Origin of the sequence: Streptomyces macrolidinus (genome assembly GCF_023887685.1) — a bacterium.
GTDB lineage: Bacteria > Actinomycetota > Actinomycetes > Streptomycetales > Streptomycetaceae > Streptomyces > Streptomyces macrolidinus.
This window is the reverse complement of the sequence record NZ_JAMWMR010000025.1, coordinates 69687-86191: the sequence shown is the minus strand read 5'-3', so window position 1 is coordinate 86191 and position 16505 is coordinate 69687. Positions and strand designations below refer to the sequence as shown.

Below are 16505 nucleotides of genomic sequence, written 5' to 3'. Positions count from 1 at the left end.
GCGGCAACCCCGTTCACCTGGACGGACGGTCATGGAGGTTCTTCGTGCCGCAGCCGTCCACCCGCTTCGGTGAGGAGTTGAGGAAACGGCGTCTGGAGGCCGGTCTCAGCCTCACCGCGCTCTCCACCGCCGTGCACTACAGCAAGGCACAGCTCAGCAAGGTCGAACGAGGCCTCAAGGCGCCCAGCCGTGATCTCGCTCGACTGTGCGACGCGGCCCTGCGAGCCGACGGAGCGCTGATCGCCCTGGTCGCCGCGCCCGCCGCCGGGACGCCGGAGGCGGTGGCACCCAGTGGCTTCGATGAGGAGGAGTGGATGATGCACCTGTCTCCGGACGGTTCGAGCTGGTTCCAGCCCATGGGCCGACGACAGGTCGTCGGTGCGGGTGCCGCCTCGCTGATGAGCTGGAGTGTGAGTGGCCAGGGGGCCGTCTCCCCGGCCGCCGGGGGCGGCATGCTCGAAGCGTCCCGCTCGCTGTTCACGCACTACCGACGGCTCGGCCAGAGCGTGGAACCCGGGTTCCTGCTGCCGGGCCTGATCGCGCAGACGCACACGTTACGGGAGCTGTCCGTGCACGCCGACCCCCGTATGCGCGGCAAGCTGCTGGCTCTCGGCTCCCGCTACGCCGAATACATCGGATGGCTGGTGCAGGAGACCGGAGACGAACGAGCCGCACTGTGGTGGACACAACGCGCGGTCGATCTCGCCGGGGCGGCCGGTGACCAGGCGCTCTCCGGGTATGCGCTGGTCCGCCGCGCGTTGGTCACGCTGTACCAGGAGGACGCGGAGCAGACGGTCGCCCTGGCCCAGCGCGCGCAGCGGGACACGCTCCCGCCGCGCATCCGCGGACTGGCGGCGCAGCGCGAGGCGCAGGGCCACGCCCTCGCCGGACAGTACGGCGCCTGTTTCCGTGCTCTGGACCGGGCGCGGACCCTGCTGGACCGCCAGGAGAGCGACGCCGACACCCCGGTGATCGGCAGCATGCACCTGCCCGACTCGGTCGGCATGGTCACCGGCTGGTGCCTGTTCGACCTCGGCCGACCGCGGGAAGCGGCCGAGGAACTGACCCGGCAACTCGCACAGGTCTCCCCCGAGGCAGTGAGAACCCAGTCGCGGTACGGCGTACGGCGAGCGCTGGCTCTCGCATCCGCCGGTGAGATCGACGAGGCCTGTGCGCTGACGGCGTCGCTGCTCGACGGAGTGGCAGCGGTCCGCTCCGCGACCGTCACGATCGATCTGCGGCGTCTCGCCCGCGTCCTGGGCCGCCACGCCGATCACGCTTCGGTGCGCCGACTGGCCGCTCGCCTCGGCACGTTGACGCGCTTCCCCACCACCTGAACGAACCCTTCCCCGCTACCTGAACGAACGCTTCCCCAACACCTGAAAGAGCGCTTCCCACCACCAGAACAAGGAGCATCACCATGACCGACGTCTTCATCAACTACCGGACGGGCGACGGTGACAAGACCGCGGCCCTGATCGACCACGAGTTGTCGCGCCGCTTCGGACGCGATCGCATCTTCCGTGCCTCGAAGTCCATCGCCCCCGGAAGCCCTTACCCCGACGGCCTGTTGACCGGTCTGCGGAGCAGTTCCGTGGTCCTGGCGGTCATCGGGCCGGACTGGACGAACTTCCAGTCCCGGTTGCGCGACCCGGAGGACTGGGTACGCAAGGAGATCCTGGAGGCGTTCACATGTGAGATCCCGGTCGTCCCCGTACTGGACGGCCGGAAGACGGACCGGCTGAGCCGAGACCGACTGCCCGCCGAACTCGCGCAGTTGGCCGACCTTCAGTCCGTCCCGTTCGACGGGCACGACACCGAGACGGGACTGAAGCGCCTCGGCGACCTGGTGGCCGAGCTGGCCGAACTGCACGACCTGGACCGGGACGCCGCCACGACGCTCGTGCCCGGCTCGGTGACGAACTCGACCGGAGACATCAACGGAACAGCCGTACAGAGCCGTGACTTCACCGGAGACGTCGGCGGGACCGTCATCAAGGGATCCAACGGGCCCGTGCACACGGGAAACGGGAACATCTACCAGAACTCGCGCCACGTCTCGGGTGATCGGAACTTCTCGGGCGCCGGGATGACGTACTACGAGGGCGACCATCACGGAGACGTCCGGAACCAGTTCGGCGCGCCCGACCGACGCGAGGGCGGCGACAACGGGTGAACGGGTCGCCCTACACACGATTCGGTCACGCCCAGGGCCCCGTGCACACCGGCAGCGGCGATATGTACGTCACCGTGGGCAATCAGTTGGACGACGCGGACCGGTTCGCCTTCCGGCGCGTAGCCGACGACCAACTGGCATGGTTACGAAGGGCGTTGGTCGCCCCGACCGGCATGGGAGAAGCCCGTCACAAGCTGGCCGACACCGGCACCGTCATCCTGGACGGAGATCCGGGAAGCGGCCGGACCGCGACGGCGCGGGTCCTGCTGCGTGAATACCACCAGGACACCGGCGTCTTCCACGAACTCCTCCCGGACGACGAGGACGAGTTATCGCTGAGGGACCCGGGGCTGGTCGGAGCCGGTGACCGGCTGCTCCTGGACCTGTCGGCCGCCGACTTCCGCCGCTGGACGGCGGCCCAGTCGGACCTCTCCGCCCTCCGTAAGGCAGTCCACGACCAACAGGCCCATCTCGCCGTCGTCATGCCGCACGGCAGCGCTCTCGACTCCGACTTGCAGTTCTACCGGGTCGAGGTCGAACGCCCGGATGCCATACGGGTCTTCCGGCGCCACCTCCGCGTACACGGCCTGCCGTACGAGCAGTACACGCAGGCCGAGTCCGACCCGACCGCCAAGGAATTCCTGCAGGAGTTCCTGCACGAGCAGAGGCCGATGCGCGAGGTCGCGACCTTCGCCGACCTGGTACGCCGGGCCCGCGAGGCGCGCCCCGATGCCGGACTCGCGCAGTGGTGCGAGACGGCTCACCGGGCGAGGGACGACCGGCGCAAGGAGATCGCCCTACGCGTCGCCGAACTGGACGAGGGCCCGCAGCGGGCCTTGCTCATCACCCTCGCCATGCTGCACGGCGCCCATGCCGATGTCATCCACGAGGCGGCCCAACTCCTGCTCAAGACGGTCAAGTTCCCACCGGACAGCCGACCGCTGCTCCAACGCAAGGATCTCGCCGAGCAGTTCGAGGAGATCTCCGCGGGCACCGGACCGGACGGCCACGTACGGTTCATGGAGCTGGACCACGACACCGCGATCCGTGCGCACTTCTGGGACCACATGCCCGAGCTGCGCCGGTTTCTCGGCACTTGGACGGCGCGCAGTGTGGAGCTGACCGGACCGCACATCACCCGGGAGTTGCGCGCCGACCTGGTGGCGCGGCTGGCCGGGCAGTATCTGCGGACCGGAGACGAAGAAGGCCTGGCGTCCCTGGCCGAGGAGTGGAGCGCCACGACGCCGAGCCCGACCCGACTGGAGGCCGCGGTCCACGCACTGGCCTGTGGTCTCAACCACCCCGACCACGGCAGGAGTTTCCGTCGGCAGATCTACCAGTGGTGTGCCGTCAAACAGCTCAAGGGGGAGTTCGCGCAGGTCCTCGTCCAGGTCTGCGCGGACGTCATCGCGGCCGGCCACCCCGATCAGGCCCTGGTCCGGCTGTACCACCTGGCTCGCCGCGAGCGTGACAGCACCCGAGCGGTGGACGCGCTCGGCGAGTTGGTGGCCACGAGCAGCCGACTGTACCGGCAGTTGCTGGACCGACTGGCACGTTCGGCCCTCTCACCCTCCGAACTACGCATCTTCCTGAGGGCCGTTGAACCGGCGCGGCTGATCGCCTCCTACGACAACTCACGCGCCCTGATAGAGGAGAGGGGGGTGCAGGAGTCCGTGACCAGGTGCTGGCAGGCGGTACTGGGCGGGCACCCGCGTGCGAAGTGGCAGCGGTACGCGGAATGTTGGCTGCACGTGGCGAGCGACAGCGGACGCCGAGGTGATCTGCTGCTGGACCTCGTCGTCCGCGCGGCCGACCGGTGCGAGGGCAGGCGCGGCGCCACCTTCGCCGCGCTGTACGTGAGCGCCCGAGCCGCCGAGCGCACCTGCCCCGCGGGAGCCGAGCGGGCCACCGCGACCACCGACCGGCTGCTCCAGAAGATCTCCGCAGCACAGGGCCTCGGCCCGCACACCACGCCGCCGCGGGCGGCATCATCCAGGGGGACCGCACCGTGACGACCGGCTGCAAGACGACGACCATCTTCCTCACCACCTTGTGCGGCCTGCTGCTGACCATCCTCGGTCTGACGCAGGAGTGGCCCACGGCGGCCTGGCCCGTACTGGCCGTGCTGCTCGTCGCAGTTCCCGCGGTGGCGTTCAAAGTCGCCGCGCTACGGCGCGGACCCTTGCACGTCGAGGTCGAGGAACAACGCACCGATCCGCCCATCGAACGCAGGGAACTGCACATCAGGCGGGTGGCCCTGCCCAGCAACTGGGCCGACTACGACTTCTTGTTCTCGGCCACCGTGCGGTGGTACCCCCTCGACGCGCCCGGCACCGATCCCGTCCTCAATCCGGCCGGTCTCGCGGTCGAATCGGTTCTGGACCGAGCCCGTCGGATCACCGAGCAGCGGGAGCCGGGCCGCCCCTCCCTGGTCCAGCACGAACTGAGCGGTGCGCTCAGCACATTGAGCCCGGACCCGGCCGGGCACCTGCAAGCGATGGCGGAGGACATCACGCTCGTCCTGCGCGAACACGACCAGGAGCGGCTGACCCGGCTCGCGAACGTACGCAAGGACAAGGCGGTGTGGGAACACCAGCGGAAGTACGAGCAGAGCAAGCGCCAGTACCTGAGCGAGGACGTACTCAAGGACACGGGCAGCGCGGTCGTCTGGTGGCTCGCGAAGCACGACGACCATGTGGAGAAGACCGTGGCGGACCTCGGGCTGCTGGCCCGGCTCACCTCCGCCGCCAACGACACCGACGTACCGGAGCGGCTGCGTGATCTCATGCCGCGGCCGTACGGCGAACAGCCCGATGCGTACGAGACGCGGGAAACGGCGCCTCCCGTCGAACAAGAGCCGATGCCCGCGGACCTCTTCGAGGCGTTCCTCGCCAGCATGGGGATGACGGAGGAGGACGACCGGCGGCCGATGGTGGCCAAGCAGTTCGCCGACGTCCTGCGGACCCAGGACCAGGACGAGATCGCCGAGGAACTCCTGGCGAGGCTCCACCCGCCGACGGGTTTCGCACCGGAAGCCGGTGAGCCACCGGCTTCCGCGCCCGGCACGACCGACGGGACTCCTGGGGCCTCCCCGTCCGAGTCGTTCAGGTCACCCGAGTCATCCAAGTCGTCCGAGTCGTCCGAGCCTTTGGACGGGACCCCTGATGGAGAGTGAGCTGACGGCTCTCGCCGCATCAGGAGCGACCACGCTGGTCGCGCTCATGATCACCGACTCCTGGACCCACGCCCGCGAGGTCGTCAGACGGTTCTTCTCGCGCACGGGGTCGGGCAGCGCCGAGATCACGGACCTCGACACCGCCCGAGCCAGGATCCTCGCCGCCGAGGCTACGGGTGACCCGCAGGCGAGGAACCAGTGGTACGCCTACCTGCGCCACCTCCTCCAGCCGGACTCCGCGACCGGCGACGACCTGCGCGACCTGCTCGCATCCCTCCAGGACGTCGCGCGCGCGGAGTCACAACGGAGCGCCGTGACCAACACCGTCAGCGGGGGAACCCAGCACGGTCCCCTCATCCAGGCGGGCCATATCTCCCGTCTCACTCTTCACACGGATCCTCCCGCCGACCCGGCGTAGGACCGAGCCCAGGGCCCGTCCGGAGGGTGGGCCCTGGGGGGACGCGGTGGTCGCGGAGCGGGTCACGCGCCGCCGCGTCGGCGGACCTGGAGATCGGCGACCACCGGCCGGTGATCCGACGCCACGGTCGCTGCCTCATGGGCGCTGGTCACGGTGATCTCGGGGGAGACCGTCACGAGGTCTATGCGCCGGTCCGGGTCGACCGCGGGGTACGTCATGCCGCCGCTCGGCGCGGCATCGGCCAACGGCCCCCACAGCTTGGCCAGTTCGGGCGCATTCGGCTCGGTGTTGAAGTCGCCGACCAGTACCTTCGGACCCGAGTCCTCGGCCAGGACGGCCAGCATGTCGTCGACCTGGATCCGTCGGATCGACGGGTCGGCGCGGTAGTCCAGGTGGGTCGAGTAGACGTGGACGGACGCGCCCCGTACCTGGACCGTCACCTCGGCGAAGCCCGGTGCGGGCGCCGGTACCGGGTCGGGCTCCTGGGTGGACAGGCGGGTGATCTCGTGGTTCTCCGCGCCGGTCACCGGATAGCGGCTCAGCACCGCGACGCCGAACTGACGCCGCTCCGCGTGCCCCTCGGCCGGCGCGAGGTCGTAGATCGGAGCGAAGAAGACCCGCATACGCAGCCGTCGTGCCAAGTCGCCTGCCTCGTCGGCGAAGTCGCTCCGGGCACCCCAGTGCACGTCGACTTCCTGAAGCCCGATCACATCGGCGTCGAGCGCTCGGATCGCCCGCGCGGTGCGATCGAGGTCGAAGACGCCGTCCTCACCGGCTCCGGCATGGATATTGTACGTGGCCACGCGCAGGGACACCGGCGGAGCCGCCTGCTCCGCATCGGCGGACGGGCGTGGCGAGGCGGAGCCGGGCGGTGCCGCGCCGAGCGCGACGGCGGCGGCGAGAGCGACAGAGGCCAGCGTCCGGTGAAGTCGATGTCTGCGTGTCACACAGTCCTCCAGACAAGCGTGTGGTGAGACCGAGCCGGATCCCATCCGTACCCAGGGGCCGGGTGGGCGATACCCGTGCTGCGACGCGCTGTTCACAGGTGGATCCAGCCGAGCGTGAGCGCGAGGACACCGAGGACCGCGCCGACCACCGACACCGCGAAGAGGGCGGCCTCCGGCCGGGAGAAGACCCTGCGCCCCTGCTCACGGCGCCCCATCGCGAACAGCACGGTCGCGGGCGCGTAGAGGATGAACGACACCAGGACGAACTTCAGCCCGGCCGCGTAGAGAAGGAACATGGTGTAGACCGTGGCCAGTACAGCCGTGATCAGGTCGCGTCGGGCACCGGTCCGCGCGCGGCGCGGGCCACCGGTGTGGCGTACGCAGTAGGCGGCGGCGAGCAGATAGGGAATCAGGACCAGAGCGCTGGTCAGGTCAAGGGCGAAGTCGAAGGCGTCGTCGGAGAACAACGTGACGACGAGCATGACCTGGGACAGACAGGTGGTCATCAGCAGCGCCGGCAGGGGTACGTCCGCGCGGTTGGCTCTGCCGAGGAACCGGGGCATGTCCCGGTCCTTGGCCGCGACGAACAGCACCTCGGCGGCCATCAGCGACCACGCCAGATAGGCGCCGAGCACCGAGACGATCAGTCCGACGCTCACGAGCGCCTTGCCCCACGTGCCGACCGCGGCCTCCAGGACCCCGGCCATGGACGGCTGGTGCAACCGCGCGATCCGCTCCATCGGCAGGATGCCGTAGGACACGACGGTCACCGACGCGAACACGGCGAAGACACTGAGGAATCCGAGGAGCGTCGCCCGGCCCACGTCCTCACGCCGCCGAGCGTGCCGCGAGTACACACTGGCACCCTCGACACCGATGAACACGAAGACGGTCACCAGCATCGTGCCGCGGATCTGCTGGAACAGGGGCCCGACGTGCGCCGCTCCTTGGAGGTTGTCGGCGAAGACGGCGGGCCTGAGCTGGAACAGCGCCAGGACGACGAAGACCAGGATGGGGACGAGCTTGGCCGCGGTGACGATCCGGTTGATCGCCGTCGCCTCCTTCACCCCCCGCCTGATCAGGAAGTAGAACCCCCACAGGCCCACCGAGGCGAGCACCAGGGCCGGTACGGTGTCGCCGTTGCCCAGCGCCGGGGCCACCTGCCCGACCGTCGACATGATCAGCACCCAGTAGGTGACGTTGCCGACACAGGCGCTGGCCCAGTAGCCGAACGCCGCGAAGAAGCCGAGGTATTCGCCGAACCCCGCCTTCGCGTAGGCGTAGACCCCGGCGTCGAGGTCGGGGCGCCGCACGGCCAGCGTCTGGAACACGAACGCCAGCATCAGCATGCCGAAACCGGCGATCACCCACGAGATCACCGTTCCCGCGACGCCGCTCTCCTGCGCGAACCGCTGCGGCAGCGAGAACACTCCCGCGCCCACCATCGAGCCCACGACCATGGAGGTCAGGGTCAGGAAGGACACCTTCGCCGCCGGCGAAGCCGCCGCGGGAACGTCGGCCTCCCCCTCGTCTTCGCCATGCACCACCTGCCGAACGTAACAGCGGAACAGTCGTTTTGACCGTATTGGTCACGTATATGGCGTAGGGCAGGGGAGGACTGTACGGGGGAGGGGGAGACCGCCGCGCGGTGCGGGGCCTTCGCCAAGGGCGTCGGCCTCACGTCATCAGGACACCAGAGGCTCCTCCTCCACCTCCGCCAGCTTCACCGTGCACAGACCCCCGCGCTCGGCCTTGACGTCCGTGACCTTCAACTGCGTGCCCGGCAGGAGAATGAACTCCTCCTCGCCGGTGAACGCCGAGAAGTCACGGATGCCCACGGCCCGCGCCGGCGTCACCTCGAACAGGGTCCGCTTGCCGCGACCGCCGAGGAACGCCTTGGCCACGTGCAGTTCGGACGTGCACGAGGACACGCCCCACCAGGTCACGGTCCGCCCGAGCGGATACTGCGCCCGCAGATCCAGCGACACCCCTCGCCACAACGGCGCGGTACGGGCGGGGAGTTGCGACACCGCCGAGAACAGCAGCCGCAGATACGGCAGATACGGGACGAGCTTGGTCCGGTCCGGGGACCGCAGGACGGCGTTGATCTCCCGGTAGAACGCAGACTCGCAGGTGTAGAGGTAGAGGGCGGCGATCGCGTCGGCCGACAGACCGTTCGCCAGCTCGTCCGCCCGCCGCTTGGCGAACTCGTGCGACTCGTCGATGTTCCGGCGCAGCCCGGACAGCAGCGAGGCGACCGGGTCGACGGCCTCACGGAAGTCCATGAGCGGGGTGTCGAACACGCCTGTGATCGCGGGCAGGACGAGTCCCTCGTCCTTGACGCTGGAAAGGCGGTCCAGATAGAGCTGATGCAGCTCCATGGTGGACGCGATGAACGTCCCCATGCGGTCGGCTGTGCCACTGTCGGCCCCACCGGTCTTTGCCGTGAGCTTGTCCCAGCCGGTGCTCGGCAGCCAGTCGATCTCGTCCGCGCCCAGCGACGCGAGGGCCTCGTTCACCGTGGCGAAGTGGTCGCCCTCGCAGAAGATGTCACCCTGTGCGGCGGGGTTGGCGTGGTCGATGTGCCGGACCTCGACGTCGGGATACTTCTGCTGGAGCCGCAGAACGACCTTCTTCAGGCTGCGCGCGTGCGCCCCCCACCAGGCGAAGACGACACCGCGGTCCTCCTCGTCCTCGGCGTTCTGCTTGGCCTTGAGGATCTCCTCGACGATCCGCTCGGCGACCGGCCGCCAGAACTTGGTGTGCCGGTCGGTGCCGGTCGCCCCGTCGCTGCTGGCCGTCAGGGCCGCGTTCAGCAGCAGCACACCCTGCGTCAGCATGGCCTGGAACCACTCGGGCGGCTGGACGGTGTCCTGCTTCTTCAGCAGCGCGCGCACATCCGCTATCGGGGTCTTCTTGGGGATGCCGTACTTCCACATGGCCGCCGCCTTGATGATGCAGCGGATGCTGACGACCCTGCCGAACTGGCTGTCCTTCCAGTCGTGGAAGGTGTTGTCGAACATGGCGATGCCGGTGGCGCTCTCCGGCCGCGGATACGGGTTCTGGCCGAAGACGACGACCTTCCACTTGTGCGGCGCGTTCGGCTTGAGCGCCTGGAAGGTCAGTTCGCGGACCGGGACGACCTCCGGGCTGCGCGACGGGCCGATGAAGGAGGCCGCGTCCGGCTGGGCCTCGATGACCGGCTTCAGCAGCGGAAGCCAGGGCTCACCGCCGCCCTTGAACAACTCCGCGAGCGCGAGCGGGTCGCTCGGGTCGGGCGTAGCAGGGGTCTGGACATCGCTCATGATGGAGGGCTCCGAAAGGTCGAACAGCCGAACTGTGCTGGTACAGGGCCTGATTGACGAAGTGCCATCGAGAATAGGGCCGCCCACTGACAATCCCCCTTCCGTCGCCGGTGAGTGGGGCGGGACGACCGCTCTGTCAGTGGGGCGCGCTAGCGTCTGGAGCAGTTGAGTGACCGCTTCGATCGGAGTGAACCATGACCGCAGACCGTCCGCAGACGCCGCTCAGGGTCGTACTGACCGACGTCAACACCGCCGTGGTGGAGGCGTGGCGAGCGGCCTTCGCCGACACCCCCGAGATCGAGATTCGCAAGGGCTCGATCCTCGACGAGGACGTGGACGCCTGGGTCAGCCCCACCAACTCCCGGGGCCGGATGGACGGCGGGGTCGACGCGGTCATCAAGCGGTATCTCGGCGCGGGCATCCAACTGCGGGTGCAGAAGGCGATCCGCGACCGGTTCGCGGGGTCGCTTCCGGTGGGCAGCGCGGTGTGCGTCGCCTCCGGGGCGGTCAAGCCGAGGTTCCTGATCTCGACGCCCACGATGGAGACGTCCTCGCAGAACGTCAGCGAGACCCTGAACGTGGCCCTGGCCTGCGCCGCCGCGTTCCAGGCGATCCACCAGCAGAACAAGAAGGCACCGGGCAGCATCCAGTCCGTGGCGCTGGTCGGCATGGGTGCCCGCACCGGCCGGGTGCCCGCGCGGGTGTGCGCCAACCTCATGTGGACGGGCCACACCCTCTTCCACGACTACTCCTTCGAGGACTATGACGACCTGCGCCGCACGATCGTCGCCCAACTCGACGACATCGAGAGCGCCCCCGTGGAGAAGCGCGTCCGCATAGCCCCGCCGAAGCGCCCCGCGTCGCACCGCTGACGCGGCCTCACGGCACAGGGGTCGTCGGGCAGTGAGTATGGGACACCTGGTGGACATGCTCTCTGTACCGTGGGGTGGATGAGGCCCGTCACCGTGTCGATCGATGTTCCGTACCCGTCCGAGCAGGTCTACGCCTTCCTCGACGTCATGGCCCACCACGAGCGGTTCACGAACCACTATCTGACCAACTGGCGCTACAGCGGCCCCGACCGTGGCACAGGAGCCTGTGTCACGGTCACCGCCGCGCTGGGCGGTACGAAGACGGACGTCACCATGGAGGTCGTCGAGGTCGACCCACCGCGGCGCATCGTCGAACGGAACGTCAGCGCGGCCGGACGACGCATAGCGCACGGCACGTACACCATCGCCCCGCTGCGAACGGGCGGGAGCCGCGTCTCGTTCACGTACGCCTGGGTGCGGGCCCCGCTCGCCGACCGCCTGCTGGAGCCCGTCGTCCGGGCCACGATGCGGCGCGCCAACCGCATCGTCATGCGCCGCCTGGCAGCCGAGTTGGCCCGCGACGCGTCCGCTGCCGGATCCTGACGCCGCCCTGTTCGGCTGAGAAAACGCTTGGACGCTCTGTGGGCCGTCGCGGGACACTGCCGTTCCCGGCCCGCCCGTACTCGTACAAATCGGATCACTGTCGGGTTGTGCCGGGGCTCCGTCGTCGTGCCCCGCCTGTCACCGAACGACCGAGCGTGGGTACCTACTCGCCACCATAGGGTTGGAATGGGATCGCCTGAATCGCGTGAGGTTCCGCCAGGCAGGGGCTCGGTGCTCCTTGCACTCCGTTACTACGGACGGGAGTTGTCCCGTCTCCGGCGCTGGACGGCGCCCGCCATGCTGTTGCCGGCGCTCGGCAACATCGGTATCTACTACATCGCACCGCTGGTCGTCGCGAAGCTGGTGGGCCGGATCGCCGGCGACACCGGCACGACCATGAGTTCGACGCTGCCCTATGTCCTCGGCTTCGCGGGTGTCCTTCTGCTCGCGGAGGCGCTGTGGCGCATCGGTCTGCACTGCCTGAACCGCCTCGATGCCCTGGGCATCGAGCATCTGTACGTGGTCGGTATGGACGAACTGTTCGCCAAGGACGCGGCGTTCTTCCACGACCACTTCGCCGGCTCGCTGACCAAGCGGGTCCTGAGCTTCGCCTCCCGCTTCGAGGACTGCGTCGACACACTGACCTTCTCGGTCGTGGGCAGCTTCGTGCCGCTGGTGTTCGGATCGGTGGTGCTGTGGCGCTATGAACCGCTGCTCGTCGTCGGTCTCTTGGTGATGATCGCGCTGACGGGGCTGTGTGTGGCACCGCTCATCCGACGCCGCCAGGCGCTCGTCGGCCGACGTGAGGAGGCCATCGCCCGGGTGTCGGGCCATGTCGCCGACAGCCTGATGAACATGGACACGGTCCGGGCGTTCGCCGCCGAGGACCGCGAGGCCGCCGAGCACCGCTCCCGCGTCGCGCAGTCGCGGCACCTCACGCTGAAGTCGTGGGACTACGGCAACCTGCGCATCGACACGCTGGTCGCGCCGATGTCCGTACTGACCAACGCGCTGGGTCTGTTCCTCGCCATCAGCCTCGACGGGGGCCACCACGGCGTGGAGGCGGTCGTGGTCGCCTTCACCTACTACTCCAACGCGACGCGGATCATGTTCGAGTTCAACCAGATCTACCGGCGTCTGGAGAGTTCGATGACGGAGGCCGCGCAGTTCACCGAACTCCTCATGACGCCGCCGACCGTGCTCGACCCCGCCTCGCCGGAGCCGCTGGCGCACCGGTCCGCCGACATTCGCTTCGAACAGGTGACCTTCACCCACGCGGGCGCCGATCCCCTGTTCAAGGGCCTCGACCTGGCCGTACCCAGCGGGGCGAAGATCGGTCTCGTCGGCCGGTCCGGGGGCGGCAAGACCTCGCTCACCCGACTGCTGCTGCGGATGACGGACATCGACGCCGGTCGCATCCTCATCGGCGGCCAGGACATCAGCAGGCTGCGCCAGGCCGACCTGCGCAGCCTGATCGCCTACGTGCCGCAGGACCCGGCGATGTTCCATCGCACCCTGCGGGACAACATCGCGTTCGCCCGGCCGGACGCCACGGACGCCGAGATCCGCCGCGCGGCCGAGGCGGCGCATGTCACGGAGTTCGCCGACACGCTCCCGGAGGGCTTCGACACCATGGTGGGGGAGCGCGGTATCAAGCTGTCCGGCGGGCAGCGCCAGCGAGTCGCCCTCGCTCGGGCGATCCTGCGCGACGCGCCGATCCTGCTGCTCGACGAGGCGACCAGCGCCCTGGACTCCGAGAGCGAGATCCTCGTCCAGGAGGCGCTGTGGCGGCTCATGGAGGGGCGGACAGCGCTCGTGGTGGCGCACCGACTGAGTACCGTCGCCTCCATGGACCAGCTTGTGGTCCTCGACCGTGGACAGATCACCGAGCAGGGCACCCACCAGGAACTGCTCGCGTCCGACGGCGCCTACGCGAAGCTGTGGCAGCACCAGTCCGGCGGATTCCTCGACGACACCACCCCCGCACGGGCCGACGTGACCTGAGGAATCCCCGCTGTCTCACCCCGAATTCCGTGTCGACCCATGCTGACCGGCGCCGTTCTCCCGCGTGTTCGGGTCCCGGCCCTCAGCTCAGCAGGTCGGCCAGGCGGCGCCAGTCCGCGCGCGGCAGGGAGTCGCGCGGCTGGTCGTCGACCACTTGGAGCGCCACATGGTCCGCGCCCGCCGACCGGAAGGCCCCGATCCGCTCCCGGATCCGGTCGTCGTCACCCCAGGCGAACAACGCGTCGACCAGACGGTCACTGCCTCCATCGGTGAAGTCGTCGTCGGTGAAGCCGAACTGCCGCAGCGCCTTGATGTAGTTGGGCAGCCCCAGGTACACGGCGAGGCTGCCGCGGGCCTTGGCGCGGGCACTGTGCGGGTCGGTGTCCAGGACGACCTTCGTCTCAGGGGCGAGCAGCGGGCCCTCGCCCATGATCTCCCGGGCCCGAGCGGTGTGTTCGGGCGTGACCAGGTACGGGTGCGCGCCGGCGGCCCGGTCACGAGACAGCTCCAGCATCTTCGGACCGAGCGCGGCCAGGACCCGGCGCCCGGCGGGCACGCCCGCCGCGTCAAGAGCGTCCAGATAGCCGACCATGGCCGAGTACGGGCGACGGTGCTGATCCGCCAGGACGGCGTGGCTCACACCGAGGCCGAGAAGGAAGCGCCCGGGGTGGCCTTCTCCAACTCCGCCCAGCTCGCGGCAGTTTCGGCCGCCTCGTACTGCCAGATGCTCTGGATGCCCGTCGCGACGGTGAGGCGGGAGGTCGCCTCGATCAGCGGCACCGCGTGGCGCACCGCGCTGCTGCTGCCCAACCAGACGGCGCCGAACCCGAGTTCCTCCAATTCGGCGGCAGCCTCGGCCAGTTCCCCGCGCCTGCTCGGGTCTTCCGAACGCAGTGCCGCGCTCCAGATGCCGTACCGCCCGACGGCCTCCTTCGCAGTGCTCGTACGTCCTTCGCTCGTCCCGTCGCTCATGTGTCTCGTCCCTCCGTATGCGCCGCTGTGGCCGCCCATGTGTCACAGGGCTTGCTCGATCACAGCAGAGCCCAACGGCTCTCCGACGCCGCGTATTCCACAGGGCATCAGCGGCGCCATTACGCCAAACGTATTGATCCTCATATTGTCGGTATGTCGGATATGACACGTGTGGAGATCATCTGTACGTTCAATCTCGCATCGGCTCACAGCCGACGACTCTCAGACAGGAGAAGTGACATGGCAACGCGTTCCACCGCTGTTACCGCCGCAGTCGCGGCTGCCGCGGCGCTGGCGGCCACGGGCATCACCTACGCCTCCGCGGCCTCCGAGCCGGCTCAGGCGGCTCCGGTCGCCCAGCAGGCCATCGCCGCCCCCGCCTCCGTCCCCCAGGGCGGCGGCGACACCGGCAAGGGCTATGAGGGCAAGGGCAATGAGGGCCACGAGGGTGGTGGTGGGCACGAGAAGCGGCACCACTTCCACATTGGCAAGATCCGTGTCAATGAGCGTGAGTACCCGGCCATCCCGGACGGCTGTGTCGTCGTGGTCAGCGGTCTCGGCTCCACGAGCCTCAACGTCCGCAACGACAGCCACCGGACCGTCGAGGTCTTCAACGGTGCCACCTGCGACAACGGCGCTCCCATCGCGACCGTCGGCCCCTGGAGCCAGGCGGACGGCCTGTTCCTGCGGCACATCAAGGGCGGCGTGAAGGTCAAGCACGGTGTGGTGGGCAGCTTCCGCGTGATCAAGCGCCACCACCACGACGAGAAGGGCGACGACTACGACAGGGACTGACCGAGTCGCCCATGAGGCAGGAACGAGAACCCCGGCCCGCCGGAATCGGGCCGGGGTTCCGGTCTGTCTCCCCGACCGGGCGCCCGCCTCCCACGCTAAACCTTTACCGAATCCTCCGCGTGTCGAGAGCATACGGAGGGTGGTCCTGAGCTAAGGGTCGCTGCCCAGAGCCGGGTCGGCCGCGCGTCGCCCGGTGCGGAGTCGCCCCGCGACACCCTCACCCGTTCGGCGGGATGCGTCCGGTGTCCGAGCCGTTCACGAAGGGATCGGTCTCGTGGGCGACACCACGTGCTCACGTCGCTCAAGCGGCGCGGACGAGTCTCATATAGCGACGCCAGTTCCAGTTCGGCCCCGGATCCGTGTGGTCGCTCCCCGGAACCTCGATGTGCCCGATGATGTGCGCCCGGTCCTTGGGAATGGCGTGTCTCTCGCAGATCGCCGCCGTGAGCTTGGCGGACTCTTCGTAGAGGGCGTCCGTGAAGTACTCGGGCCGGTCCACCCATCCTTCGTGCTCGATGCCGACGCTGCGCGTGTTGTAGTCCCAGTTGCCCGCATGCCAGGCGATGTCGTGCTCACGGACGCACTGCGCGACGTTCCCGTCCGCCGATCTGACGACGTAGTGAGCCGACACTTTCGCCTGCGGGTTCGTGAAGATACCCAAGGTGCCCGCGTACGTCATCTGTGTCACATGGATGACGACGAAGTCGAGTGGATAGCTCAGCGGCCGGTCGGAAGCCGTGTAGTTCTCCGGATCCGCTGCCGTCCAGTCCGCGGAGGGATGGTCGACGACTCGGGGCCGGGCCTGTGCCGACGTCGAGGGGAGGAGCGCATAGGGAACGGCGGCCAGGGCCGCGCCCTTCAGTAACCCGCGCCGGCTCATGAGCGGTTTCACCCGCTCCGATTCGGGGTTCCGCATGCAGACAGTGCCTTCCGTGGAGACGTGCCGGGATCGTTCTGCCGTGTTCTTCCTGTGTCCAGCGCGTTGTACGTGTGCTCAACGCCTCGGCGTTGCCGCTGCGTCGCGCAGCCGGGCGTGTGTCCGCGGTGAGTCTCGCGCGTCGGAAGCCATTCCTTGCGGAGCTTGGCCACGCAGGTGCAGTTGGTGTCGCGTTCGCCATGTGACCCCCCGAAGCGACCGGCACACAGCCCCCGTGGCTGCGACCTCGTGTGCATCACGGTACGGCGCTCGGCGATCGGGCAGGAAGAGCCCGGTGTCTTCGGTGGACGACGGCGGGAATGTGGACAACCCCCTCACTCCTGCGAGGGAAGCGGCCCTGAACACGCCGGGCGGTCCGCCA

13 protein-coding genes and 2 pseudogenes are annotated in these 16505 nt (G+C 68.9%); 9 read left to right on the top strand and 6 right to left on the bottom strand.

From position 1 onward, the window contains the following. Positions 1 to 44 precede the first annotated feature (44 nt). The 5 genes from NGF19_RS24005 to NGF19_RS23985 all read left to right on the top strand — a co-directional run bounded on the left by NGF19_RS24005 (position 45) and on the right by NGF19_RS23985 (position 5769). Positions 45 to 1337 carry a helix-turn-helix domain-containing protein gene (locus NGF19_RS24005; protein WP_252427354.1) on the top strand — a complete coding sequence of 431 codons (1293 nt, stop codon included), beginning with the start codon at positions 45 to 47 and terminating at the stop codon, positions 1335 to 1337. Between the two features lie 83 nt (positions 1338 to 1420). After that, positions 1421 to 2176: a toll/interleukin-1 receptor domain-containing protein gene (locus NGF19_RS24000; RefSeq protein ID WP_252427353.1), complete on the top strand. Its 756-nt coding sequence runs from the start codon at positions 1421 to 1423 to the stop codon at positions 2174 to 2176. Between the two features lie 41 nt (positions 2177 to 2217). Then, on the top strand, positions 2218 to 4188 hold the full coding sequence (locus NGF19_RS23995; RefSeq protein WP_252427352.1) for a hypothetical protein: 1971 nt from the start codon (positions 2218 to 2220) through the stop codon (positions 4186 to 4188). After that, positions 4185 to 5351, top strand: a complete 1167-nt coding sequence (locus NGF19_RS23990) for a hypothetical protein (protein WP_252427351.1) — start codon at positions 4185 to 4187, stop codon at positions 5349 to 5351. Before NGF19_RS23995 ends, NGF19_RS23990 begins: the two co-directional genes overlap by 4 nt. Next, on the top strand, positions 5341 to 5769 hold the full coding sequence (locus tag NGF19_RS23985; protein WP_252427350.1) for a hypothetical protein: 429 nt from the start codon (positions 5341 to 5343) through the stop codon (positions 5767 to 5769). Before NGF19_RS23990 ends, NGF19_RS23985 begins: the two co-directional genes overlap by 11 nt. Positions 5770 to 5831: 62 nt before the next feature. Here the strand turns inward: NGF19_RS23985 and NGF19_RS23980 are convergent, their stop codons facing one another. The 3 genes from NGF19_RS23980 to NGF19_RS23970 all read right to left on the bottom strand — a co-directional run bounded on the left by NGF19_RS23980 (position 5832) and on the right by NGF19_RS23970 (position 10021). Continuing rightward, positions 5832 to 6761, bottom strand: coding sequence for an endonuclease/exonuclease/phosphatase family protein (locus NGF19_RS23980; RefSeq protein ID WP_289737001.1), 930 nt, complete (start codon positions 6759 to 6761; stop codon positions 5832 to 5834). 47 nt (positions 6762 to 6808) lie between these two features. Then, positions 6809 to 8263 carry a basic amino acid/polyamine antiporter gene (locus tag NGF19_RS23975; RefSeq protein ID WP_372505756.1) on the bottom strand — a complete coding sequence of 485 codons (1455 nt, stop codon included), beginning with the start codon at positions 8261 to 8263 and terminating at the stop codon, positions 6809 to 6811. 138 nt (positions 8264 to 8401) lie between these two features. Continuing rightward, entirely contained in the window at positions 8402 to 10021 is a 1620-nt protein-coding gene (locus NGF19_RS23970) for an ADP-ribosyltransferase domain-containing protein (RefSeq protein ID WP_252427348.1), read from the bottom strand. A gap of 194 nt (positions 10022 to 10215) precedes the next feature. Here NGF19_RS23970 and NGF19_RS23965 point away from each other — a divergent pair, with 194 nt between their 5' ends. The 3 genes from NGF19_RS23965 to NGF19_RS23955 all read left to right on the top strand — a co-directional run bounded on the left by NGF19_RS23965 (position 10216) and on the right by NGF19_RS23955 (position 13440). Then, positions 10216 to 10893: a macro domain-containing protein gene (locus NGF19_RS23965; protein ID WP_252427347.1), complete on the top strand. Its 678-nt coding sequence runs from the start codon at positions 10216 to 10218 to the stop codon at positions 10891 to 10893. Between the two features lie 78 nt (positions 10894 to 10971). Continuing rightward, on the top strand, positions 10972 to 11436 hold the full coding sequence (locus NGF19_RS23960) for an SRPBCC family protein (protein WP_252427346.1): 465 nt from the start codon (positions 10972 to 10974) through the stop codon (positions 11434 to 11436). 186 nt (positions 11437 to 11622) lie between these two features. Continuing rightward, on the top strand, positions 11623 to 13440 hold the full coding sequence (locus NGF19_RS23955) for an ABC transporter ATP-binding protein (protein ID WP_252427345.1): 1818 nt from the start codon (positions 11623 to 11625) through the stop codon (positions 13438 to 13440). Between the two features lie 82 nt (positions 13441 to 13522). On the opposite strand, the pseudogene NGF19_RS23950 reads toward NGF19_RS23955, so the two are convergent. After that, a pseudogene (locus NGF19_RS23950) lies at positions 13523 to 14412 on the bottom strand (LLM class F420-dependent oxidoreductase). 240 nt (positions 14413 to 14652) lie between these two features. On the opposite strand from NGF19_RS23950, the gene NGF19_RS23945 reads away from it, so the two are divergent. Continuing rightward, entirely contained in the window at positions 14653 to 15207 is a 555-nt protein-coding gene (locus tag NGF19_RS23945; protein ID WP_252427344.1) for a hypothetical protein, read from the top strand. A gap of 301 nt (positions 15208 to 15508) precedes the next feature. On the opposite strand, the gene NGF19_RS23940 is transcribed toward NGF19_RS23945, so the two are convergent. Together NGF19_RS23940 and NGF19_RS23935 are read right to left on the bottom strand one after the other, a co-directional pair. Next, on the bottom strand, positions 15509 to 16087 hold the full coding sequence (locus NGF19_RS23940; protein WP_252427343.1) for an N-acetylmuramoyl-L-alanine amidase: 579 nt from the start codon (positions 16085 to 16087) through the stop codon (positions 15509 to 15511). Between the two features lie 114 nt (positions 16088 to 16201). Continuing rightward, positions 16202 to 16314 (bottom strand): annotated as a pseudogene (locus NGF19_RS23935) (acetamidase/formamidase family protein); the annotation flags it as partial. Positions 16315 to 16505 lie beyond the last annotated feature (191 nt).